The organism is Litoreibacter ponti (assembly GCF_003054285.1).
Classification (GTDB): Bacteria; Pseudomonadota; Alphaproteobacteria; order Rhodobacterales; family Rhodobacteraceae; genus Litoreibacter; species Litoreibacter ponti.
Genome location: NZ_QBKS01000001.1, coordinates 2,038,126 through 2,060,470, shown reverse-complemented (window position 1 = coordinate 2,060,470; position 22,345 = coordinate 2,038,126). Strand labels below are relative to the sequence as shown.

Annotated in this window: 24 protein-coding genes and 1 tRNA gene; 16 read left to right on the top strand and 9 right to left on the bottom strand. The window is 63.4% G+C overall.

Features of this window, described 5'->3' with window-relative positions; translation table 11 throughout:
• Positions 1-19 precede the first annotated feature (19 nt).
• The 4 genes from C8N43_RS10465 (at position 20) to C8N43_RS10450 (ending at position 3,587) form a co-directional block, all read left to right on the top strand.
• Positions 20-766 carry an NHL repeat-containing protein gene (locus C8N43_RS10465; RefSeq protein WP_146174203.1) on the top strand — a complete coding sequence of 249 codons (747 nt, stop codon included), beginning with the start codon at positions 20-22 and terminating at the stop codon, positions 764-766.
• A gap of 158 nt (positions 767-924) precedes the next feature.
• Positions 925-1,278: a cupin domain-containing protein gene (locus C8N43_RS10460; RefSeq protein WP_107845541.1), complete on the top strand. Its 354-nt coding sequence runs from the start codon at positions 925-927 to the stop codon at positions 1,276-1,278.
• Positions 1,279-1,290: 12 nt separating this feature from the next.
• Positions 1,291-2,847: a 2-isopropylmalate synthase gene (locus C8N43_RS10455; RefSeq protein WP_107845540.1), complete on the top strand. Its 1,557-nt coding sequence runs from the start codon at positions 1,291-1,293 to the stop codon at positions 2,845-2,847.
• A 125-nt stretch (positions 2,848-2,972) separates the two neighbouring features.
• Positions 2,973-3,587 carry a VPLPA-CTERM sorting domain-containing protein gene (locus tag C8N43_RS10450; RefSeq protein ID WP_158269964.1) on the top strand — a complete coding sequence of 205 codons (615 nt, stop codon included), beginning with the start codon at positions 2,973-2,975 and terminating at the stop codon, positions 3,585-3,587.
• Here C8N43_RS10450 and C8N43_RS10445 read toward each other — a convergent pair.
• On the bottom strand, positions 3,584-4,369 hold the full coding sequence (locus tag C8N43_RS10445) for a 23S rRNA (adenine(2030)-N(6))-methyltransferase RlmJ (protein WP_107845538.1): 786 nt from the start codon (positions 4,367-4,369) through the stop codon (positions 3,584-3,586). The two genes, C8N43_RS10450 and C8N43_RS10445, sit on opposite strands and share 4 nt — an antisense overlap.
• A 159-nt stretch (positions 4,370-4,528) precedes the next feature.
• On the opposite strand from C8N43_RS10445, the gene C8N43_RS10440 reads away from it, so the two are divergent.
• Genes C8N43_RS10440 through C8N43_RS10415 form a run of 6 tightly spaced genes read left to right on the top strand, consistent with a single transcriptional unit; the run spans position 4,529 to position 11,121 of the window.
• Positions 4,529-5,569, top strand: coding sequence for a rod shape-determining protein (locus tag C8N43_RS10440; RefSeq protein ID WP_107845537.1), 1,041 nt, complete (start codon positions 4,529-4,531; stop codon positions 5,567-5,569).
• Between the two features lie 39 nt (positions 5,570-5,608).
• The gene (gene mreC, locus C8N43_RS10435; protein ID WP_107845536.1) at positions 5,609-6,514 is read left to right on the top strand and encodes a rod shape-determining protein MreC; all 906 of its coding nucleotides are present in this window, start codon (positions 5,609-5,611) and stop codon (positions 6,512-6,514) included.
• A complete protein-coding gene (locus C8N43_RS10430) occupies positions 6,507-7,103 on the top strand; it encodes a hypothetical protein (RefSeq protein ID WP_107845535.1) in 597 nt (198 codons plus the stop codon). Before mreC ends, C8N43_RS10430 begins: the two co-directional genes overlap by 8 nt.
• Positions 7,100-9,043, top strand: a complete 1,944-nt coding sequence (gene mrdA / locus C8N43_RS10425) for a penicillin-binding protein 2 (RefSeq protein ID WP_107845534.1) — start codon at positions 7,100-7,102, stop codon at positions 9,041-9,043. The genes C8N43_RS10430 and mrdA overlap by 4 nt, the downstream gene beginning before the upstream one ends.
• Positions 9,040-10,179: a rod shape-determining protein RodA gene (gene rodA, locus C8N43_RS10420; protein WP_107845533.1), complete on the top strand. Its 1,140-nt coding sequence runs from the start codon at positions 9,040-9,042 to the stop codon at positions 10,177-10,179. The genes mrdA and rodA overlap by 4 nt, the downstream gene beginning before the upstream one ends.
• A gap of 12 nt (positions 10,180-10,191) precedes the next feature.
• A complete protein-coding gene (locus C8N43_RS10415; protein ID WP_107845532.1) occupies positions 10,192-11,121 on the top strand; it encodes a 2-hydroxyacid dehydrogenase in 930 nt (309 codons plus the stop codon).
• A 52-nt stretch (positions 11,122-11,173) separates the two neighbouring features.
• On the opposite strand, the gene C8N43_RS10410 is transcribed toward C8N43_RS10415, so the two are convergent.
• Genes C8N43_RS10410 through C8N43_RS10400 form a run of 3 tightly spaced genes read right to left on the bottom strand, consistent with a single transcriptional unit; the run spans position 11,174 to position 13,115 of the window.
• Positions 11,174-11,947, bottom strand: a complete 774-nt coding sequence (locus C8N43_RS10410) for an SseB family protein (protein ID WP_107845531.1) — start codon at positions 11,945-11,947, stop codon at positions 11,174-11,176.
• Positions 11,944-12,531, bottom strand: a complete 588-nt coding sequence (locus C8N43_RS10405; protein ID WP_107845530.1) for a uracil-DNA glycosylase family protein — start codon at positions 12,529-12,531, stop codon at positions 11,944-11,946. The genes C8N43_RS10410 and C8N43_RS10405 overlap by 4 nt, the downstream gene beginning before the upstream one ends.
• Positions 12,528-13,115 (bottom strand): uracil-DNA glycosylase family protein, encoded by a 588-nt coding sequence (locus C8N43_RS10400; protein WP_107845529.1) that lies wholly within the window; start codon positions 13,113-13,115, stop codon positions 12,528-12,530. Before C8N43_RS10400 ends, C8N43_RS10405 begins: the two co-directional genes overlap by 4 nt.
• Positions 13,116-13,180: 65 nt before the next feature.
• Here C8N43_RS10400 and C8N43_RS10395 point away from each other — a divergent pair, with 65 nt between their 5' ends.
• From C8N43_RS10395 to kdsA, 5 genes are all read left to right on the top strand, one after another.
• Positions 13,181-13,513, top strand: coding sequence for an ArsR/SmtB family transcription factor (locus C8N43_RS10395; protein ID WP_107845528.1), 333 nt, complete (start codon positions 13,181-13,183; stop codon positions 13,511-13,513).
• Positions 13,506-14,525: a permease gene (locus tag C8N43_RS10390; RefSeq protein WP_107845527.1), complete on the top strand. Its 1,020-nt coding sequence runs from the start codon at positions 13,506-13,508 to the stop codon at positions 14,523-14,525. The genes C8N43_RS10395 and C8N43_RS10390 overlap by 8 nt, the downstream gene beginning before the upstream one ends.
• Positions 14,526-14,765: 240 nt before the next feature.
• Positions 14,766-15,425, top strand: a complete 660-nt coding sequence (locus C8N43_RS10385; RefSeq protein ID WP_107845526.1) for an ABC transporter ATP-binding protein — start codon at positions 14,766-14,768, stop codon at positions 15,423-15,425.
• The gene (locus C8N43_RS10380) at positions 15,403-17,118 is read left to right on the top strand and encodes a KpsE/RkpR family capsule polysaccharide export protein (RefSeq protein ID WP_107845525.1); all 1,716 of its coding nucleotides are present in this window, start codon (positions 15,403-15,405) and stop codon (positions 17,116-17,118) included. The genes C8N43_RS10385 and C8N43_RS10380 overlap by 23 nt, the downstream gene beginning before the upstream one ends.
• Positions 17,119-17,124: 6 nt before the next feature.
• Positions 17,125-17,958 (top strand): 3-deoxy-8-phosphooctulonate synthase, encoded by an 834-nt coding sequence (kdsA, locus tag C8N43_RS10375; protein ID WP_107845524.1) that lies wholly within the window; start codon positions 17,125-17,127, stop codon positions 17,956-17,958.
• Between the two features lie 38 nt (positions 17,959-17,996).
• Here the strand turns inward: kdsA and C8N43_RS10370 are convergent, their stop codons facing one another.
• On the bottom strand, positions 17,997-19,172 hold the full coding sequence (locus C8N43_RS10370; protein WP_107846324.1) for a BaiN/RdsA family NAD(P)/FAD-dependent oxidoreductase: 1,176 nt from the start codon (positions 19,170-19,172) through the stop codon (positions 17,997-17,999).
• A 91-nt stretch (positions 19,173-19,263) separates the two neighbouring features.
• On the opposite strand from C8N43_RS10370, the gene C8N43_RS10365 reads away from it, so the two are divergent.
• Positions 19,264-19,338, top strand: a tRNA-Gln gene (locus tag C8N43_RS10365).
• 172 nt (positions 19,339-19,510) lie between these two features.
• On the opposite strand, the gene C8N43_RS10360 is transcribed toward C8N43_RS10365, so the two are convergent.
• Genes C8N43_RS10360 through C8N43_RS10350 form a run of 4 tightly spaced genes read right to left on the bottom strand, consistent with a single transcriptional unit; the run spans position 19,511 to position 21,844 of the window.
• The gene (locus tag C8N43_RS10360; RefSeq protein WP_245912969.1) at positions 19,511-20,956 is read right to left on the bottom strand and encodes a recombinase family protein; all 1,446 of its coding nucleotides are present in this window, start codon (positions 20,954-20,956) and stop codon (positions 19,511-19,513) included.
• A 9-nt stretch (positions 20,957-20,965) separates the two neighbouring features.
• Complete coding sequence (locus C8N43_RS19815) at positions 20,966-21,151, bottom strand: recombinase family protein (protein WP_245912968.1); 186 nt, start codon at positions 21,149-21,151, stop codon at positions 20,966-20,968.
• Positions 21,148-21,552 (bottom strand): DUF2924 domain-containing protein, encoded by a 405-nt coding sequence (locus C8N43_RS10355; RefSeq protein WP_107845523.1) that lies wholly within the window; start codon positions 21,550-21,552, stop codon positions 21,148-21,150. The genes C8N43_RS19815 and C8N43_RS10355 overlap by 4 nt, the downstream gene beginning before the upstream one ends.
• On the bottom strand, positions 21,542-21,844 hold the full coding sequence (locus tag C8N43_RS10350; protein WP_107845522.1) for a DUF3489 domain-containing protein: 303 nt from the start codon (positions 21,842-21,844) through the stop codon (positions 21,542-21,544). Before C8N43_RS10350 ends, C8N43_RS10355 begins: the two co-directional genes overlap by 11 nt.
• Positions 21,845-22,345 lie beyond the last annotated feature (501 nt).

The following is a 22,345-nucleotide window of genomic DNA, read 5'->3' as shown; positions in this document are numbered from 1 at the left end:
CTAGACTGCCGCAATGCGCATGCTCCTAGCTCTTTGCCTGTTGAGCGGCCCCGCCGCCGCGGGCCTGACCTTTCAGTCCAGCTTCGCGATTGAGGGGCCGACGGGTCTGGCATTCGATGGGCAGCGCTGCGGCCTGTGGGTGGCCCACGAGGCGGAGTATCTGAGCTTCGTCAATCTCGCGGGCGAACTGCAGGCGACCTATCCCGTGCCGATGCGGGTCGATGACGTCGCGCTCAATGGCGAGCAGCTGCTGGCCACTGATGGCGCGGGCAATTTCATCGCCCTGGGCCGGGACGGATCAGTGCTGTCACAGCCGTTCCAGCTGAACCCGGTCATCGTGGACAGCGACGGTTTGCATATCGACCAGAAGGCGGGGCTGGTCTGGATTGCCGACGACAATCCGGCGGCGCTGGTCGCGCTGGCCCCCGATGGCAGTCAGCGCCTCCGGATCGAAGGCACTGCGCAAAACCCGCCGATGCTGGAGCCGCAGGGCATTGTCACCGATCCTGTCTCCGGCAGCATCCTCGCCGCCGATGACAGCCAGGGGCTGAACGCGATTTTTGAGTTCACGGCGCAGGGCGCGCTGATTGCGCTCTATGACATCAACGCCATCGCGACCGATCCCGAAGGTTTGGCGCTGGCAGATGACAACCGCACGCTTTACGTGGCTTTCGACACCGGTGACCGCATCGCGCAGTTCGATTTCGCAGCCTCCGACGGGACCGGTGCACCCGCCCCGGACGAGGGCACGCCCGCCTGCAATTAGCCCCTTTTCTTTTGCGCCCGCAGGCGTATGCTGCCGCCCCATGAGCATCAACGCCCATATCCTACTTCTTAGCCTGCGCTGAGCGTGCCCCCGGGCGCGAGCCGCTCAGCCCGTGCCAGCGCCCGACACATCCGGACAAAAAGCTAAGGAGTGACCCCATGCAAAAGGTCAATCTGCACGAGAAGCTGGCGCAGTTCTCCACTCATTGGGACCCCCATGTGGTCGCCGATTACAACGGCAACGACATCATGGTGGTGAAGTTCGCGGGCGAGTTTCCCTTCCACAAGCATGACGACAGCGATGATTTTTTCCTGGTTCTTGACGGCGAGGTGACCCTGGACCGCGAAGACGGCGAGAGCATCGTGATGGGCCCCGGCGAGCTATGCGTCGTGCCGCGCGGCGTCGTGCACCGCCCCCGCGCCGTCACCGAGGCGCGCGTCCTGCTGATCGAGCCCCAAGGCCTGCCCAACACCGGCGACGCGAACACCGCCTCCTCTAAGCCCCGCATTTGAGAGACCAAGACCATGAGCGAACAAGACAAAGTCGTCATTTTTGACACCACATTGCGCGACGGGGAGCAGTCCCCTGGCGCCACCATGAGCCACGCCGAGAAGCTGGAGATCGCAGGCCTGCTGGACGAGATGGGCGTCGATATCATCGAAGCGGGCTTCCCCATCGCATCGGAGGGGGATTTCGAGGCCGTGAAAGCCATCGCCCAGCAGACCGAGCGGTCCGTGATCTGCGGGCTGGCACGCGCCAACTTCAAGGATATCGACCGCTGCTGGGAGGCCGTGCAGCACGCGCAAAAGCCGCGCATCCACACCTTCATCGGCACCTCGCCGCTGCACCGCGCGATCCCGAACCTGACCATGGACGAGATGGCCGACCGCATCCATGAGACGGTCACCCACGCGCGCAACCTGTGCGACAACGTGCAGTGGTCGCCGATGGACGCGACCCGGACCGAGGATGACTATCTCTGCCGCGTGGTCGAGATCGCCATCAAGGCAGGCGCCACGACGATCAACATCCCCGACACGGTGGGCTACACCGCCCCGCGCGAAAGTGCCGCCCTGATCGCGATGCTGCTGGAGCGGGTGCCCGGCGCCGACGAGATCATCTTCGCCACCCATTGTCACAATGATCTGGGCATGGCGACGGCGAACTCTCTTGCCGCCGTCGAAGCGGGTGCGCGCCAGATCGAATGCACGATCAACGGGTTGGGCGAGCGGGCGGGCAACACCGCGCTGGAAGAGGTGGTCATGGCGCTGAAAGTGCGCAACGACATCATGCCCTACCGGACGGGGATCGACAGCACCAAGCTGATGAACATCTCGCGCCGGGTCGCTGCGGTCAGCGGCTTTGCCGTGCAGTTCAACAAGGCCATCGTTGGCAAGAACGCCTTCGCCCATGAAAGCGGCATCCACCAGGACGGGATGCTGAAGAACGCCGAAACCTTCGAAATCATGCGCCCCGAAGATGTGGGCCTGACCGAGACCAATCTGGTCATGGGCAAGCATTCGGGCCGCGCCGCGCTGCGCTCGAAGCTGGCGGATCTGGGCTACGAGCTGGGGGATAACCAGCTGAAGGACGTGTTCGTGCGCTTCAAGGCGCTGGCCGACCAGAAGAAGGAAATCTACGACGACGACCTGATCGCGCTGATGCAGGTGGGCGAGGCGGAGGCGGATCATATCAAGCTGACCGCCCTGAGCGTGGCCTGCGGCATGGGGTTGGAGAAATCGGCGGAGATGACGCTGGAGATCGGCGGCGAGGCCCATTCCGTGCGCGCCACCGGCGACGGGCCCGTCGATGCGGCATTCAACGCCGTGAAGGCGCTGTTCCCGCATAAAGCACGCCTGCAGGTCTACCAGGTGGCCGCCGTAACCGAAGGCACCGACGCGCAGGCGACGGTGTCAGTGCGGCTGGAAGAGGACGGCAAGATTGCCACCGGCCAGTCGGCGGATGTGGACACGGTCGTGGCCTCGGTGAAGGCCTATGTCGATGCGCTGAACCGCCTCGTCGTGCGCCGTGAGAAATCCGGTGGCGACGTGCCGGAGGTGTCCTACAAGGACGTCGTTTAGAACCCTCGGCAGGGCATTCTTTCCACTTGCGAAACAAAGCCCTGCGACTTCTTCGAATAATTCTGTTTGAGATCGCGTTTCGTGGTTAATCTGACCCACCAAGTTTTTTTGAAGGAAAATTTATGATGAAATTTCTTGCCGCAACAGTTGCGGCCACGGTGCTTGCCACCTCTGCGATGGCGACGCCGATCAATCCAGATGTGCTCGAGAGAAACGCGCGCGGCGGGGATTATCCTGAAAGCTCCGCGGGTGCGTTTCCAAATATTGGCGTTGGTGCCATCGGTCAAACTAGCGTTGTAGGAGATCTTGTTGGCGAGTGCGTTGCTTTGCAAACCGATGGTTGCGATTCTGGAAATGATCCTGAGGATGTGTTTGAATTTGAAATTGGCGCCGGCACGAAGCTGACAGGCCTGTCAATAATCGTTGAAGGCTCCGGTCCGTCTGGCTTTCTTCTCGCTGCGGATATCTTCCAAATTGGGACGAGCTTTGAGATCATCAATGATATTTCATTGAACACAACGGTCGGTTTGTTAGGTGGACAAATGCTTGGCCAGGGAACGTATCGTTTTGTCGTAGGAGGATTTATTTCTACTGAATTGGGAGATTGGGGAGGTGACTATAGATTGACCGGTACTGTTGCGGCATTGAATGTACCAGAGCCGGTGCCACTGCCCGCGTCGCTACCATTGCTGCTGGCAGGGATTGGTGGCTTGGCCTATCTGAGGCGCCATCGCACCTAGGCCCACGCGGTTCTGAACAACTCTGACAATTGCGCGCCCTCGGCCTCCAGGCCGTAGGGCGCGTTTGCTATGAAGATCCCCGATCCGACCATTCTGTGTCCTGCGCGCACGGGGGGGAAGCGGACTTCGTGGCGTAGGGCTTTCGGGAGGGAGAGCGCCTCGAGCGCGGTTAGCATTGGGGCGTGGGCGCCGGAGGTCAGGATCGGATACCACAGCGCGATCACGCCGACTTTCCACTTACGGTGCAGCTTGGCGATCTGGCCGGGAATGGTGGCGTAGTCCGATTTCACCTCGTAGCTTGGGTCGATAAGCATCAGGCCGCGGCGCGGCTCGGGCGGGCAGATGGCGTGGGCCATCTCGAACCCGTCCTGCTGGTAGCATTTGGCGCGGTACGGGCGCATGGCGTCGCGCAGGGCGGCAAATTCCTGCGGATGCAACTCGGCCAGATGCATCCGATCGCCGTCGCGCAGCATCCCGGCCGCCAGCAAGGGCGAGCCCGCATAGGCCTGCGCCCCATGGGCTGCGCGGATGCCCGACAGCGCGACGAGATAAGGGTGATCGCCGGCCATGCGCGCGGCGAGCGACGTGATCCCGGCCGCGGCCTCGCCTGTCTTCAGAGCCTCCGCCGCGCCAAGGTCATAGAGCCCGCGACCGGCATGGGTCTCGAGGTAGCTGATCGGTTTGTCCTTGGCGCACATATAGCCCAGCATTGCGCAGAGCAGTGCGTGCTTGTGCACATCGGCAGGGTTCCCGGCGTGGAAGATATGTTGGTAGGACAGCATGCCGCATCCCTAGCGCAGCGGAGCGTGGCGGAATAGTGCTGATCGGGCCCCCCGCTAGGGTTCCATGCGCAGCGGCGCATGCCTATAAAGCGCGGAACGTGCCGCGGGCCGGAGTGAGTCGGCGGTCAATCGAGATTTGGGGCTGGGGCGCTTAACACTATGGCTGGTATATTTTCAGGGCTGTTTTCGTCGGACATGGCCATCGACCTCGGCACGGCCAACACGCTGGTCTATGTCAAAGGCAAGGGCATTGTACTCAACGAGCCCTCGGTGGTGGCCTATCACACCAAGGCGGGCCGTAAGGAAGTGCTGGCCGTGGGCGAGGACGCCAAGCTGATGCTGGGGCGCACGCCCGGCAGCATCGAGGCCATCCGGCCCATGCGCGAAGGCGTCATCGCCGACTTCGACACCGCCGAAGAGATGATCAAGCACTTCATCCGCAAGGTGCACCGCCGCTCGACCTTCACCAAGCCCAAGATCATCGTTTGTGTGCCCCATGGCGCGACACCCGTGGAAAAGCGCGCCATTCGGCAATCCGTGCTGGGCGCGGGCGCGCGCAAGGCGGGGCTTATTGCAGAACCGATTGCTGCCGCGATTGGCGCGGGTATGCCGATCACCGACCCGACGGGCTCGATGGTGGTGGATATTGGCGGTGGTACGACCGAGGTGGCCGTGATGTCGCTGGGCGATATCGTCTATGCACGCTCCGTGCGCGTGGGCGGCGACCGGATGGACGAGGCGCTGATCTCTTATCTACGCCGCCACCAGAACATTCTGGTGGGCGAAAGCACGGCCGAGCGGGTGAAGACTTCTATCGGGACGGCGCGAATGCCGGATGACGGGCGCGGCTCTTCGCTACAAATCCGGGGCCGGGACCTACTCAACGGCGTGCCCAAAGAGACAGAGATCAACCAGGCCCAGGTGGCCGAGGCGCTGGCCGAGCCCGTACAGCAAATCTGCGAGGCGGTGATGACCGCGCTGGAAGCCACCCCGCCCGATCTGGCGGCAGACATCGTGGACCGGGGCGTGATGCTGACCGGCGGCGGCGCGCTTCTGGGCGAGCTGGATCTGGCGCTGCGCGAGCAGACGGGGCTTGCCATATCGGTCGCCGACGAGTCGCTCAATTGTGTGGCGCTCGGCACCGGCAAAGCCCTGGAATACGAAAAACAACTGCGCCACGTGATTGATTACGATAGTTAAGGGGCAGGGGCGCTGCGCCCCCGCTGCGAGACGAGTGCCATGGCGATAGACCGACGCGGACAAGAGGATTATGCCCGCCCCGTCAGACGCGTTCTGATCGGGGTCCTGGTTTTGTTCCTGCTTGCCATCTTCGGCATCTGGCGCATCGACAACCCACGGGTCGAGCGGTTCCGAGCCAATGTGGTGGACACCGTGGTGCCGTCCTTCGACTGGGCGCTGGCCCCGGTGACCCGCGTGGGGCGCATGTTTGAGGATTTCCAGAGCTACGCCCGCATCTACGAGCAAAATCAGGAACTGCGCCGCGAGCTGCAGCAGATGAAGAGCTGGCGCGAGGCCGCGATCCAGCTGGAGCAGGAGAACGCCCGCCTTCTGGATTTGAACAAGGTGCGCCTGAACGCGGAGCTGACCTTTGTGACCGGCGTGGTGCTGACGGATAACGGCTCGCCCTTCCGCCGCTCGGTGCTGCTGAACGTGGGCGCGCGGGACGGCATCCGTGATGGCTGGGCGACGATGGACGGGCTCGGGCTTGTGGGCCGGATTGCAGGAGTGGGCGACAGCACCTCACGGGTGATCCTGCTGACCGACACCAACAGCCGGGTGCCGGTGACGATCCAGCCGTCGGGACAGAAGGCGCTGCTGATCGGTGACAACACGCTCGCCCCGCCGATTGATATTGTCGACAACGTCGAGGATGTGCGGCCCGGCGACCGGGTCGTGACATCCGGCGACGGCAAGGTCTTCCCGGCTGATATTCTGGTGGGCCAGATCGTGCAGGGCGCGGACCGCCGCCTGCGTGTGAAGCTTTCGGCCGATTACGGTCGTCTGGAGTTCCTGCGGGTGATGCGCACCCCCGCGGCTGAAGGGATCGACACGACCGGGCGGCTGATCGCCGTGGACGAGACCCCGCCCACCGAGATCGACCAGGTGGAGGCGACCGATGGTTGATCCGATCACCTCCCGACGGTTTCTCTACCGCGTGGTCTTTCTGGTCGTCTGCATGATCGCGATCTTCGTCAAGCTCTTGCCTTTGGGCACGCTACCCGCCGCCGTGACCTTGATCGACCCGATCTCGGGCGAGCTGGTGCGCGAGGGCGGGGGCGGGCGCATTCCGGGGCCGGACCTGCTGTTCTGCTTTACCGCCGCCTTTATCATGCGCCGTCCTCGATGGGCTCCGGTCCTGCTGATTGTGGGCGTGCACCTGCTGGCCGACATCCTGTTTTTGCGCCCGGTCGGGCTGTGGGCCGCGATTTCGCTCATCGGCTATGAGGTGCTGCGCACGCGAAGCGCGGGCTCGACAGAGTTGCCAATCCCGTTCGAGGTGCCGCTGGTGGCGGGAACCTTCGCGGCCATCACGCTCGGTAACGCGCTGATGCTCGCCATCTTCGCGGTGCCGCAGGCGGCCTTCACGACGACGCTGCTTCAAATTTTGACGACCGCGCTGGCCTACCCCTTTGTCATCGCCGTGGTGCACTTTATGCTGCGGGTACGGCGGGTGAAACCGGGCGAGCTAGAGGCAAGCGGGGCGATCGGATGAGACGCGCGCAGAAGGATATCGAGGAAAGCGCCGCGATCATCTCGCGCCGCGGTCTGGTGCTTGGTGGCGGCATGGCCGCTTTTGCCGGGCTTCTGGGACTGCGCATGCGCCACCTGCAGGTCGAGCAAGCCGATCAGTTCCGCCTGCTAGCCGAAGAGAACCGCATCAACATCCGCCTGCTGCCCCCCGCGCGCGGGCAAATCTTTGACCGCAACGGGCTGCTGATCGCGGGCAACGAGCAGAACTACCGCGTGACCATCGTGCGCGACGAGGTCGATGACGTCGAGAAGGTGCTGCACGACCTGTCCAAGCTGATCCCCATGACGATGGAGGATCTCGAGCGTATCCGTGAAGAGCTGCGCAAACGCTCGCGGCTGGTGCCGGTGACCATCGCCGATCGTCTCAGTTGGGAGGATATCAGCCAGGTCGCCGTCAACGCCCCGGCTTTGCCCGGTGTGCATCCCGAGTTCGGCCTGTCGCGCATGTATCCGCGGGGGGCGGATTTTGCCCATATCGTGGGATACGTGGGCCCGGTGTCGGACTATGATCTCAGCCGGATCGACGACAAGGACCCGCTGCTGCAGATCCCGAAGTTCCAGATCGGCAAGACCGGCACCGAGAACAAGCTTGAGCGTGCCCTGCGCGGCAAGGCGGGCACAAAGCGGGTCGAGGTCAACGCGCGCGGCCGCGTCATGCGCGAGCTGGGCCGCGACGAGAGCCAGAAGGGCTCCAGCGTGCAGCTGACCATAGACACGCGCCTGCAGAACTTCACCCAGGCCCGCCTGTCGGGCGAAAGTGCGGCCGCAGTGGTGATGGATGTGGAGACGGGCGATCTGCTCGCCATCGGCTCCGCGCCCGCCTTCGATCCGAACCTCTTCGTGCGGGGCATCTCGGTGAAGGACTACGCGAGCCTGACCGAGAACAAGTACCGCCCGCTCGCCAACAAGGCGGTGCAGGGTCTCTACCCGCCCGGCTCGACCTTCAAGATGGTCACGGCACTGGCCGCTTTGGAGGCGGGCGAGATCGGCCCCGAAGAGACGATCCGTTGCGTGGGCCACACCGAGCTCGCCTCGCGCCGTTTCCACTGCTGGAAGCGCGGCGGCCACGGGCGCATGAACCTGCGCAACTCGCTCAAGCAAAGCTGCGACGTCTACTATTACGAGCTGGCCCAGCGGGTGGGGATCGAAAAGATATCCGCCATGGGCCGCCGTCTTGGGCTGGGGGAGCGGCACGATGTGCCGATGTCCGCGGTAGCCACCGGCATCATGCCCACCAAGGCGTGGAAGCGCGAGAACCGCGGCAATGATTGGGTGATCGGCGACAGCCTGAACGCCTCCATCGGGCAGGGCCTCGTGCTGACCTCGCCCCTGCAGCTGGCGATCATGACCGCCCGTCTGGCGACCAACCGCGCCGTGACCCCACGCCTTGTGCGCTCGGTCAATGATGTCGAGACGCCGCTGGGCACCGGCGCGCCGCTGGGGCTTAACGAGAACCAGATGCGCTATATTCAGGACGCCATGTTCGCCGTGTCCAACGAGAGCCGTGGTACGGCCTACAGCTCCCGCATCGCGGACAAGAGCCTGCGCATGGCGGGCAAGACCGGCACCAGCCAGGTGCGCAACATCACCGCCGCCGAGCGCGCGCGGGGCGTGTTCCGCAACGAAGACCTGCCATGGGAGCGGCGCGACCACGCGCTGTTCGTGGGCTTTGCGCCCTTTGATAAGCCGAAATACGCGATCTCGGTCGTGGTGGAGCATGGCGGCGGCGGCTCCACCGCGGCAGCGCCGATTGCGCGCGACATCATTCTTGCCGCGCAAGAGGGCGGTATGCCCTCGCTCAATTCCTACCCGCAGTCGCAGCGCGGGCGTATCAGCTCTGCGCTGGGCAAGTTGCCCGTGTGGGACCCGTCTGACCCAACCCCACCCGAGACGCAGGCATGAGTTACCTCGAGTATAACGTCAAATCGGTGCCGTCCGGGCTGTCCAAGGTGCTGTACCTGAACTGGCCGGTGGTGCTGCTGCTGACGGCCATCGCGAGCGTGGGTTTCCTGATGCTTTACTCGGTGGCTGGTGGTTCGTTGAACCCGTGGGCCGAGCCGCAGATGAAGCGGTTCGCGTTGGGCTTGTTCCTGATGTTCCTCGTGGCGATGGTGCCTGTCTGGTTCCTGCGCAACATCGCCGGACTCGCATATGGCCTGTCGATCCTATTGCTGATCGGCGTGGAATTTTTCGGGGTCACCGGGATGGGCGCGCAACGGTGGATCGACCTGGGCTTCATGCGATTGCAGCCGTCGGAGCTGACCAAGATCACCTTGGTGATGTTCCTCGCGGCTTATTATGACTGGGTCGATATAAAGAAAATCTCCCGTCCGTTCTGGGTGTTCCTGCCGGTGCTGATCATCGCGCTTCCGGTGTTTCTGGTGCTGCGCCAGCCGGACCTCGGCACGGCGCTGTTGCTAGTATTCGGCGGTGGTGGCTTGATGTTTCTGGCGGGCGTGCATTGGGCTTATTTCGCTGCGGTGATTGGCGCCGCTGCGGGGCTTGTGGGCGCGGTGTTCGAGAGCCGTGGTACGACCTGGCAACTTCTGAAGGACTACCAATACCGCCGGATCGACACGTTCATCGACCCCGCCTCCGACCCGCTTGGGGCGGGGTATCACATCACGCAATCGAAGATCGCGCTGGGCTCCGGTGGCTGGACCGGGCGCGGCTATATGCAAGGCACGCAGTCGCGGCTGAACTTCCTGCCGGAGAAGCATACCGACTTCATCTTCACGACACTGGCTGAGGAGTTTGGCTTTGTGGGCGGAATTTCCCTGCTGGCGCTATACGTGCTGGTGCTGGTCTTCTGCGTGATCTCGGCGCTGTCGAACAAGGACCGCTTTGCGTCGCTGCTGACGCTGGGGATCGGGCTGACCTTCTTTTTGTTCTTTGCCGTCAACATGTCCATGGTGATGGGGCTGGCCCCGGTGGTGGGCGTGCCGCTGCCGATGGTGAGCTACGGCGGCTCCGCGATGCTGGTCCTGCTGATCGCCTTCGGGCTCATGCAGAGCGCCCATGTCCACCGTCCGCGTTAAGGTCCTCTGTCCATGATCAATGTGCTCTTCGCCTCCGGCTCGCCCGGGTATGACGACTACGAAGCCCCTTTGCGTGCGGCGTTCGAGGCCGCCGGATTGGCGGTTAACCTGTCGCCGGAGATGGACCCGGCCGAAGTGGAATATGTGATCTATGGCCCCTCAAAGGGCCAGCTGGACTTCACGCCGTTTAAGCGGCTGAAAGCGGTGTTGAGCCTTTGGGCTGGGGTCGAGACGATGGTCACAAACGAAACCTTGCAGGTGCCGCTGTGCCGGATGGTCGATCACGGTTTGACCGAAGGCATGGTCGAATGGGTCATGGGCCACGCGCTGCGCTTTCACCTTGGCATGGACACGCATCTGCAGGGCCAGGATGGTATCTGGCGCGCGGGCTCCGCGCCGCCTCTGGCGCGCGAGCGCAAGGTCTGTGTCCTGGGGCTGGGGGCCTTGGGGTCGGCCTGCGCGCAGGCGCTGGCCGCGCTGAATTTCGAGGTCCATGGCTGGGTGCGCTTGGAGAAGAGTTTGGAGGGCGTGACGTGTCATCACGGGGAAAGCGGGCTCGCGCCCGCTTTGCGCGCCGCGGATATCGTGGTGCTTTTGCTGCCCGCCACGCCCGCCACGACCCATGTGATCAATGCCGAGCGTCTGGCGCTGCTCGCGCCGGGCGCGTGCCTTTTGAACCCGGGTCGCGGTCCGCTGGTGGATGATGACGCGCTGCTCGCCGCCCTCGCGGGCGGCTTGGGCCACGCTGTGCTGGATGTGTTCGATGTCGAGCCGCTGCCTGCAGATCATCCCTTTTGGGCGCATCCCAAAGTGGTCGTCACGCCCCATATCGCCTCCGAGACCCGCGCGGTGACCGCGGCCCAGGTCGTGGCGGAGAATGTGCGCCGGGGCGAGGCGGGCGAGCCGTTTCTGCACCAAGTCGACCGGGACGCCGGGTATTAGGCGGGCCCTGCGGGGCGTTTGAGTATTTTTGCCAAAACGAAGCCGGATTGGCTCACAGGCTTGGGGGCTTCTCCGGATCGCTGCCGGGAGCGGGGCGGGCCGCGGGTTCGATCGGCTGGGGCAGGTCAAAACGCAGCCCGTGCTTGGTGAGCGCGCCGACGATGGTCGATCTCGCGTCCAGGAACGTCACATCCAGCGCGCCCGCCTCGATGCCGGAAAAGACCAGTGCCTCGTTCGCCGCGCGGGCCAGCGCGGCTTCCGCGGCGGGCTCCGCCCCCACGAAGGCCAGCATGTGGCCACGGGTGCCGCTGCGATACGTGACGCCCGCCAGATAGGCCGCTTGCGCCAGCCCTGCGGCGGTCGCGAGCTTGGCGTCGAGCGCGGTGATCAGGCTTTCCGGCAAGCCCGCAGGCGCGCGGATCTCTGACGGAGCATCCTGCGCCTGCGCCGGGCCATGGGCGAGCGTGTCGGCCAGCCACGCGACCGCGTCGGGCGGAATCAGGATCGACGATGGCGCGACATCCACGTTCACGCCCAGCCCGATGCCCTGGCCCGCGAGTATCCCCGCCAGCACCCGGCCCGACAGGGTCACATGGGGCACGGTCGCCTCGGCAAAGGCCGCGAGCCGCTCAGTCCGGTCAAAGGCCAGCACGTAGTCGACCCCGTCCACCGGGAAGACCTGCGGGGCGATTTGGTCGCCCTCCGGCTCGGCCTCCAGCAGCAGCTCCAACTCCGCGTCGCCCAAACGCTCGTAGAAGCGCAGCCGGGCGGCATCATCGTCGGGCGCGGCCTCCATGGCGGCGTGGGCGACATCGATGGGCGTCATGTGAGGGCCTCTTGAACACGGGCGCGCAGCACCGGCAGCAGCTCGGCCTCGAACCACGGGTTGCGCTTGAGCCATGCGGTATTGCGCCAGGACGGGTGCGGCAAGGGGATAATCCCAGGCGCGTGGTCGCGCCAGGCCGCGACCGTCTCGGTCACGTTGCGGGTCCCAAGGTGGAATTTCTGCGCATAGCCGCCGATCAACAGGGTCAGTTTGATCTCCGGCAGCGCGTCCAGCAGCGGCGCGCGCCATGTCTGCGCACAGACCGGCGGCGGCGGCAGGTCGGAGCCTTTTGCATCATAGCCCGGGAAGCAGAACGCCATGGGCAGGATCGCCACGCGCGTGCGGTCGTAGAATGTCGCCTCATCCACCCCCATCCAGTCGCGCAGCCGGTCGCCAGACGGATCGGTGAAAGGCTGGCCGCTTTCATGCACCCGCGCGCCGGGGGCCTGCCCCGCGATCAGCAGCCGCGCGCCCCGGTCGAACCAGACGACCGGGCGTGGCGCATGGCCGGTATGGGTCGCCGCGAAGCGGTCCGCGCAGATCGTGCAGCTGGCAAGGTCGGATTTCAGCGCCTCAAGGCTCACGCCATCACCTCCGCCACGCGTGCGCGCAGGGCGGGCAGCAGCTCTGCCTCGAACCACGGGTTGCGCTTGAGCCACGCGGTGTTGCGCCAGGACGGATGGGGCAGGGGGAAGACATCCGGCGCATGGGCGCGCCAGTCGGCCACCCGGTCCGTCATGCGGCCGGGGCCAAGGTGCCAGCTTTGCGCGCGCGCACCGATCAGCAGTGTTAGCTTGACCTCTGGCAAGGCCGCCAAAACGCGCGCCCGCCATGTGCGCGCGCAGATTGCGGGTGGCGGCAGGTCGCCGCCATCTGCGTCATAGCCCGGAAAGCAGAACCCCATCGGCACGATGGCCAGTTTGCTGCGGTCGTAGAACCGCGCCTCGTCCAGCCCCAGCCAGTCCCGCAACCGCACGCCAGAGGCGTCCATGAACGGCACCGGCCCTAGGTGGGCGCGCATTCCGGGGGCTTGTGAAGCGATCAGAACCCGCGCACTTGGCTCGAACCAGACCAACGGCTTGGGCGCGTGCGCGGTATGGGTTGCGGCAAAGCGGTCCGCGCAGATTGTGCAGGCGGCAAGGTCGGATTTCAGGGTGTCGAGCGGCATGGCCCAGACTTAGGACGCGCGAAAGGGGATTGCCATAATTTTTACATTTCTATAATTATAGAATCATGAAAACATTTATCGACCCCGACCTGTCCCTTGTCGAAGCCGCCAGCGCCTATGCCGCCCTTGGATCAGAGCAGCGCTTGCAGCTGTTGCGCACCCTGACCCGATCAGGCGCGCAAGGCATGAGCATCGGGTCGTTGGGCGAGGCGACCGGGCTTTCGGGCGCGAACCTGACCCACCATCTGAAAATTCTCGCAAATTCCGGGCTGATCCAGCAGACCCGGCAGGGGCGTTCGGTGATCTGCGCGATGGCCGACACCGCGACGTTCAAGCGGCTCAATGACTTCCTGCTGGCCGAATGCTGCGCCGATCTCGAGGACCATCACCATGGCTGACCTGACCCAATCGCCCCCCGCCATCTGGGCCAAACTGCCCAAGGTCTGGCTGACCAGCGCTGCGATACTGGCGCTGTTGGCGCTGCTCGACACCGCGCAGGTCGGCCCCGTGCTGCAGGGTACGCTCGAGTCCATGGGCCATACCGGCCTCTTCATCCTGTTTGCGGTTCTGGCGATTGGCTATCTCAAGGCCACCGGGGCCGAGGCCGTGGTGGCCGAAGCCTTCAAGGGCCGCCAAAGCCGCATGATCTTCCTTGCCGCGCTTCTGGGCGGGCTTGCGCCGTTTTGTTCCTGCGAGGTGATCCCGTTCATCGCCGCGCTTCTCGTGGCGGGCGTGCCCTTGTCGGCGGTGATGGCCTTTTGGCTCGCCTCGCCGCTGATGGATCCGGCGATGTTCCTGATCACCTCCGGCACGCTGGGTTGGGATTTTGCGATTGCCAAGACGGCGTCTGCCGTGGGCCTTGGCCTGTTCGGCGGTTTTGCGACCATGGCGCTCGCCCGCACGCCGATCTTCGTCGATCCCCTGCGCGAGGTCAGCCAAGGCGGCTGCGGCTGCGGATCGCCCTTCAAAGGCACGCCCGTATGGCGCTTCTGGTCTGAGCCCAAGCGGGTCGAGGTGTTCAAATCCGCCGCATGGGAGAACCTTGCCTTCCTCGCCAAGTGGTTGTTTTTGGCGTATCTTTTGGAGAACCTGATGGTGCTCTATGTGCCCGCAGAGCTGGTCTCTTCCGTGCTGGGTGGCAGCGGTGTCTGGCCGGTCGTGCTGGGGGCCCTGGTGGGCGCGCCTGCTTATCTGAACGGCTATGCGGCCGTGCCGCTGGTCGATGCGCTTTTGACCCAAGGCATGAGCCCCGGCGCCGCGATGTCCTTCATGCTGGCCGGTGGCGTCAGCTGCATCCCCGCCGCCATCGCCGTCTGGGCGCTGGTCAAGCCGCGGGTGTTCGCGGCCTATCTTGGGCTGGCCTTCCTGGGCTCGGTATCTGCGGGGCTCGTTTGGGGGCTGATCGCCTGAAGAGGATTGTTGCGCGCCAAGAAACGCGCAGGCCGGATTCCGCGCTCAATGCCGCGATTGTTGCGCGGACAGAGGCCAATAACGGGGAATTTCCGCCTCATTCATGCCTTATTTACCGAAATGGCGTTGATATACAGGGGTCCGATCCGACATAATGCGGCCTCAAAGGGCGGGTAAACCCGTACCAAGAGATCCGCAGGCAACATGCGGACATACACGAGGCAAGGGGACTTCCCCGCGATGATTGAGTTTAGAGACGTCAGCAAGTCCTTCTGGACGGGCACGCAGCGCAAGGTGATCCTTGACCGCGCCTCGTTCCGTGTGGATTTGGGCCACTCGATCGGCATCCTCGCGCCCAATGGCACCGGCAAGACCACGATCATCAACATGATGGCGGGGCTGGAGAAGCCGGATGAGGGCGAGATCGTACGCACCTCGCGCATCTCCTTCCCGCTGGGCTTCATGGGCGGCGTGGCCGGAAAGCACACCGCGCGCGAGAACTGCCGCTACATTGCGCGGCTCTACTCGCTTGATCCCGACTATATCGAGGCCTTCTGCCGCTACCTGTGCGGGCTGGAGGAATATTTCGATATGCCGGTCGGGACCTACTCGTCGGGCATGCGGGCGCGCTTCACCTTTTCGCTGCTGCTCGCGCTGGAATTTGACATCTACCTCATCGACGAGGGGATGCCCGCCACGACCGACGTGGAATTCAATCGAAAGGCCGGGTCCATCCTGCGGGACCGGCTGCAAAAGGCCACGGTAATCGTGGTGTCCCACCAGCCCGAAACGCTGGAGAAATTCTGTCGCTCGGCGGCGGTCCTGAGTAAGGGCAAGCTGGTCATGTTCGACACTTTGGAAGAAGCGAAGCATTTGTATGACTACGAAACCCAAAGCTAAGAAATACCGCATCCGGCGATCGGAAGGCGCGGCGGCCCAGGCCAAGCCTGCGGCCCCTGCGCAGCCTGCCGCGCACGCCTCTGGCGACGGCGCGCCGAAGCCCGCTGTGCAATCGGCGGCAGCGAACGTAGCCGATGTGCTCCAGAAAGAGCCGATGATGTTCGACAACGGGAGCGATGACGGCTTTGGCGATCAGACCTTCCGCACCGACGGAGCGGCTGCCGTGGCCGCGGACCCTGCCGAAGCGGAGAAGCCGCAAACCCCGGCAGAGGCCATTGATGCCATTCGCCGCGAAGGATTGACCGGCCGTCAGCTTCGCATGGCACGGCGCGTTGCGCAGAAACAGGGCCTGGCGCCGGTCTCCGATTTCGACGCCGTGCGCCTGCTGCGCGAGAAGGGGATCGACCCGTTCAAGCGCGCAAATATGCTGGAGCTCGTCGCCAAGGACCAGCCTTCGACCCCGGCCACGACCGGTGATGCGAAGCCCCAGCTTCCCTCCACGGTGACGCAGAAGCCGCAGGTGCCATCCACGCAGGTGATTACCGAGGACCAGCGCGCGAAAGACATCATGGCGATCCAGAAGGATATCGCCAAACGCCGCCGCCGCCGCGCGACGCTTCTGATGATCCGGCTGGCGATTTTTGTGCTGCTGCCGACATTCGTTGCGGGCTACTACTACTATGCCGTCGCCACGCCGATGTACGCCACCAAGTCGGAATTTATCATCCAGACGGCCGAGCCTTCATCGGCCGGACAACTTGGCGGGCTGTTCTCGGGCACCGGTCTTGCGACATCGCAGGACAGCATAACTGTTCAGGGCTACCTGCAATCGCGCGACGCAATGATCCGGCTGGACGAGGACGAAGGTTTCAAGGACCATTTCGCCCAGCCGCAAGTCGACGCGCTGCAACGCATCGAGGTCGATGGCACGAACGAGGACGCCTACAAGCTTTACAAAAAGCACGTCAAGATCGGCTATGACCCGACCGAGGGCGTGATCAAGATGGAGGTCAGCGCGGCTGATCCGGCGACCTCTGCGCTGTTCTCTGAGCGTTTGATCGACTACGCGGAAGAGCGTGTCGACCAGCTGACCGCCCGTTTGCGTGGCGATCAGATGGATGGGGCCGAACAGTCCCGCCGTGACGCCGAGGCCAAGATGATCGCGGCCCAGCAACGCATTGTCGAGCTGCAGGAAAAGCTGGGTGTCCTGAGCCCGGAGAGCGAAGTGCAGGCCGTTTTTGGCCAGATCACCCAACTTGAATCCGAGCTATTGAGCGAACGCATCTCGCTGCAGACGACATTGGAAAACCAGCGGCCCAATCAGGCCAAGGTCTCCGCCTCGCGCAACAAGATCGCGCAGCTGGAAAGCCTGATCGAAGAGAAACGGGCGCAACTGACCGAAAGCAACGCCAACACCGGCTCGCTGGCCCGGATTTCGGGCGAGCTGTTGGTGGCGCAGGCCGATCTGGAGGTCCGCCAAGGGCTTCTGGCCCAGGCCGAAGCCCAGTTCGAGGCGGCGCGGCTGGAGGCGAACCGTCAGGTGCGCTACCTGTCCGTGGGCGTGACGCCGGTCGCACCGGACGAGCCGACCTATCCGCGCGCGTTCGAGAACACGGTGCTCGCCTTCTTGATCTTCTGTGCCATTTACCTGATGGTCTCGCTGACGTCGTCTATCCTCCGCGAACAGGTATGAGCCATTATGAAGACCGTGAAGATCGGGTCGCTTGAGTGCAGCAATGACCTGCCCTTGACCGTGATCGCTGGTCCCTGCCAGCTGGAAAGCCGCGACCACGCGCTGATGATCGCAAGCGCGATGGCGAAAGCCTGCGCGGAGGCGGGCGCGCGCTACATCTTCAAGGCAAGCTACGACAAGGCCAACCGCACCTCGCTCTCTGGCAAGCGTGGCTTGGGGATGGAGGAGGGGCTGCGCGTCCTCGCCGACGTGCGCGCCGAGATCGGCTGCCCCGCACTTACCGATGTGCACGCGCCCGACCACTGCGCCCCCGCGGCTGAGGCGGTGGACGTGATCCAGATCCCGGCTTTCCTGTCGCGCCAGACTGACCTGTTGCTTGCGGCGGGCAAAAGCGGCGCGGTCGTCAACATCAAGAAGGGCCAATTCTTGGCCCCGTGGGACATGCCAAATGTCATCTCCAAGGTGGAGAGCACCGGGAACGAGAAGATCCTTCTGACCGAGCGCGGTGCGTCCTTTGGCTACAACGCCTTGGTGGCGGATATGCGGTCTCTGCCCACCATGGCCAAGACCGGCTACCCGGTGATCATGGACGCGACCCATTCGGTGCAGCAACCCGGCGGGCAGGGCGGATCATCTGGTGGCCAGCGCGAGTTTGCGCCCGTGATGGCACGCGCCGCGGTGTCATTGGGCATCGCGGGTGTCTTTATCGAGACGCACGAGGCGCCGGATACGGCCCCCTCCGACGGGCCCAATATGATCCCACTGGACCAGATGCCCGCATTGATCAAAAGCCTGATGGCGTTTGATGGGCTTGCCAAGGAAGATCCCTGCCGGGTGTAGATATTTCGTGTGCCTTGCAAAGAAAAGCGGGGCGCTCCTTAGCAGACCTGCCCGGCCGCCCATCCCGATGACCACGCCCACTGGAAGTTGTAGCCCCCCAGCCAGCCCGTCACATCCACGACCTCGCCGATGAAATACAGGCCCGGGACCGCCTTAGCCTCCATCGTGCGGGCGTCCAGATGGTCGGTATCGACGCCCCCCAGCGTCACCTCAGCGGTCCTGTACCCTTCCGAGCCCACGGGTTTGATTTGCCAGCGATGCACGCGGTCTGCCAACCGGTCGATGGCCGCGTTGTTCTGATCGGCCAGGTTTCCTTCGAGCCCGACCTCAGCCACAACCTGTGCCGCGAGCTTCTCCGGTATCACCCGCGCCAACGCGTTCTTCACGGACACCCGCCCGGCCGACGCGCGCGCGGTTTTCAGGGTCTCGCCGACATTTGCGACGGCCGCCAGATCGACTTCCAGAAGGTCCCCCTCGCGCCAGTAACTTGAGATTTGCAGCACCGATGGCCCCGACAGCCCCCGATGGGTGAACAGCAGGCCTTCGTCAAAGCTCGCCCCGTTGCAGGCAACCTTTGCCGTAACGGATGCACCGGCCAGATCCTTGGTGCGTGCCAGCTCTTGTTCGGCAAAGGTCAGTGGCACTAGCGCGGGCCGTGTCTCGATCAGGTTCAGCCCGAACTGCTCGGCGATCTTGTAGCCAAATCCCGTCGCGCCCATCTTCGGGATCGACTTTCCGCCTGTGGCGATCACCAAAGCCGCGCAGTCCAGCGCGCCCGCCGAGGTCTCAATCCGAAAGCCGCCCTCCCGCTGCGCGACGGCCTCGACACTGGTGTTCAGCCGCAGCTGTGCGCCCGCGTCGTCCATCGCGCCCAGCAGCATCGCGATCACATCCTTGGCGGAGCGGTCGCAAAAGAGCTGCCCGAGCGTCTTTTCGTGCCACGGGATACCCGCCGCATCGACCATCGCGATGAAATCCCACTGGGTGTAGCGCTTGAGCGCCGAGAGCGCGAAGCGCGGGTTCTGGGACAAAAAGCGATCCGGCTGGATGTCGAAGTTGGTGAAATTGCACCGCCCCCCGCCCGAGATGCGGATCTTTTCGCCTGCGGCCTTGGCGTGATCAAGCACCAGGACCGAGCGCCCGCGCCGCCCCGCCTCGATGGCACACATCATGCCTGCGGCACCCGCCCCGATGATGATCACATCCCATGTCATGGCCCGGGCCATAAACCCCGCCCCGTGGGTCGGCAAGTTGCGATTTTGCACTTGAAGCATGGGGCAAGGCGCTTTAAATCACCCCCACTGTTGGGATGTAGCCAAGTGGTAAGGCAACTGTTTTTGGTACAGTGTACCGTAGGTTCGAATCCTACCATCCCAGCCACACACTCTCTTTATTCCAGACGGTGCAACGTGCGCTTTATATAGTCCCGTGCTTTCGGTGGCTTAGCAGATAGTGGCGCTTGCGCAGACCGTATGTTGGGTCGGAATACCCCTCGATATCCGCAAAAGTCTGGGCGCGGCATTTTCGCGGTAGCAGGTGTGGGTAGTTAGCGTCAGAGCGCTGCCAGAAGCTGGCGCTGATCGTCCCAGTTACTTGGGAGCTCGTGCTTTTTGCACCAATCCGAGGTGAAGCCAATCGGCTGCTTGCCGTCCAGAACATCGCGCACAATGTCCGGGGCGAGGAACGCCAGCCTGATCATCTGCTGGATGCGGCGCTTCGATGTGCCTTCGGTCTTTGCGATGGCGGTGAAGGTCTCGCCTGATTTGATCCGCTCAAACCAAGCATGAGCTTTGGCGATGTTACGGATCAGCACCTCGTCCTTTGTGACGCTTTGATGGGCCAGGATGATCTTCGTTTCTACGCCACGCTTACGGAGCTGGAACGGGACCGTTAAGTTGAGGCTGTCAAGATTGATGTTGACTGTATCTGACCCGATGCAGCGTGCCATCTGGTCCGCGGAAAGCCCGACCAGCATCTCTCCCGGTGACACGATGATCCGATCCACCAGCGTCAGAAACCGTTGCTCGCTGGTTGATGCCAGCAACTCTGATAGCCTTGCGTCAGTACGGCGAACCTGATCTGCGGTTGCATTGGGCAGCAGGTCCGCTGCAAAGCCCGGTACGGAGATGGTTTGCCGCAGGACGTCAGCGACCTGGCGCTCCAGTTCTTCCGCAGGCAGACGCCAACCATCCTGATGGCCTTCGCCGCTCCGGGCCACCAGCCGGTGGGAGATGTAGTAGCGCAGGCGCACATCCTTCCGCGTTTTGGAGTGCGACGGTGTCAGCCGGTCACCCGTTTCATCAAACAGCTTGCCGCTCAAATGGGAGCGTTTCTGAGCAGTCTTGCGGCCTCTGTTCTTCGCCGCGCCCCGCTGTAGAAGTTGCTGAACCCGGTTCCAGCGGTCGGGATCAATGATTGGATCATGTTGTCCCTCATGCACCTTGTCCTTGTGCCTGATACGCCCGGCATAGATCGGGTTGGTCAGGATGTGATGGATGTGTCCGCGATCGAAGGCACCACCGCCGGAGACCGTCCCGTCAGCGGCGGCGCGCTTGCGGCTGCGCAACCGACGCTTCTCAGCTTCGGCCTTTACGGCCCTGACGGTGCCATGCTTTTCATAAAGACCATAGAGCGTGCGGATTGTCTGTGCTTCGTCTTCCCTGATCTTCAAGGTGCGGCCATTTGCGTTGTATCCCAAGGGCACCTGTCCACCCATCCAGAGCCCCTTGCGCTTGGACGCGGCGATCTTGTCCCGGATGCGCTCTGCCGTGACCTCCCGTTCGAACTGGGCAAAGGAGAGGAGCATGTTCAGCGTCAGACGTCCCATGCTGGTTGCAGTGTTGAACGACTGGGTCACCGAGACGAAGGACGCTTCCGCCGCATCCAGGATATCTACGATCTTCGAAAAGTCGGAGAGCGACCGCGTCAGCCTGTCGATCTTGTAAACGATAACCTGATCCACCCGCCTGTTGGCAACATCGTCCAGAAGCTGCTGCAAGGCAGGACGCTACAGACTGCCACCCGACAGGCCACCATCGTCGTAGTGATCCGGCAGAAGCACCCAGCCCTCGTGCTTCTGGCTGGCGACATAGGCCGCGCAGGCTTCCCGTTGGGCGTGGAGTGAGTTGAATTCCTGTTCCAGCCCGTCCTCGGAAGACTTGCGGGTGTAGATGGCGCAACGGATCTTCTTCAAGTGCTGCCCCTGCTGGTCAGACCGAAGAAGCGCGGCCCTGACCAGGTCGTGCCTGTGATGTGTTTGGCGATAGCTGATAGCGATGGCCAGGTACGGTCATCCATCCGGAAGCCGCCCTCGATCACATCCACATGATAGCTGCGCCCGTTCCACTCCCGAACAAGCCGCGCCCCGTTGTTGAGCTTTGTCGGAGCAGCAGCCGCGACATCTTCCCCCGCAGAAATCCGCAGCAATGCCCGGCGCGTCGCTGCGGGTAAGCCGCCTGCCCGCTTGCATTGGCATTCGTGGCCGATTGCCTTCTGCATTAAGGCGACCGACAGGTAAGAGGGCGGAGGCGATCCGAAGACCGCCTCCCAGTCTTTCAGCGCTGCTGCGCGATCCGGGTCCGGCCTACCCGGCATGATCAGCCTCATTCGCTGCCGTGGGTTGCTCCGGAAAGGGCGCTGATAGAATCCGGTACTTCGACGCGTTCCCTTTTGCAGACTTCTCCCCGGCGATCTGAAACCCTGCCTTGCGCAGCCCCGTCAGCGCCGCCCGTGTCGTGTGCTGTTGCCAGCCGAGTTTGTCACTCAGCACCTTGATGTCCGCGCCAACCTTCCCGCTCAGCAGTTTGATCAGCTGGTCTTTCTTGGTCACCCGGCTCTGCTTCTTCTGCTTTGCATCAGACTTCTGCGTGTTCGATGATGTGGTCATATCGGTCTCCTCAGAGGTTCAGCGGAGACATTCCGCTGCTACTGAGCAGAGCCCGGATTTTCCGGGCGGCGCACGCGAATGGGGTCGAGCGCAACGACAGTACCGCTCGAAAGGTAAGGCAAGGCAAGTCGTTTCTCGGTGGCATTCGAGCCGCATTTGCATTGGCACCGAAAAGCACCTAGGGCGGGAAGCGGTCTTTCGCTGCGAAAGCAATCAACAGCGTTAACGAATGAAAGCGGCCCTTCGATCAAATGGCATCTAGTCAGCAGGTCCACGGTTCGAGTTTGAACGGGGAAGAGATCATTATCAAACACAGCGACTTAGGCTCCAAGTCGACATGATTGCATTGCTTGTTTCCTCGTTTTGCAGTCTCATAGAGATCGACACGTTGAGGTTCCAGTGCCTATCTGACTATTGTGGCTATGGATTCACTGCAGCAAGTACCATATATTGTGGGGAGAGTATCTGTCGGTGGAAGCATTTGGTGCGCGTCGACCAACC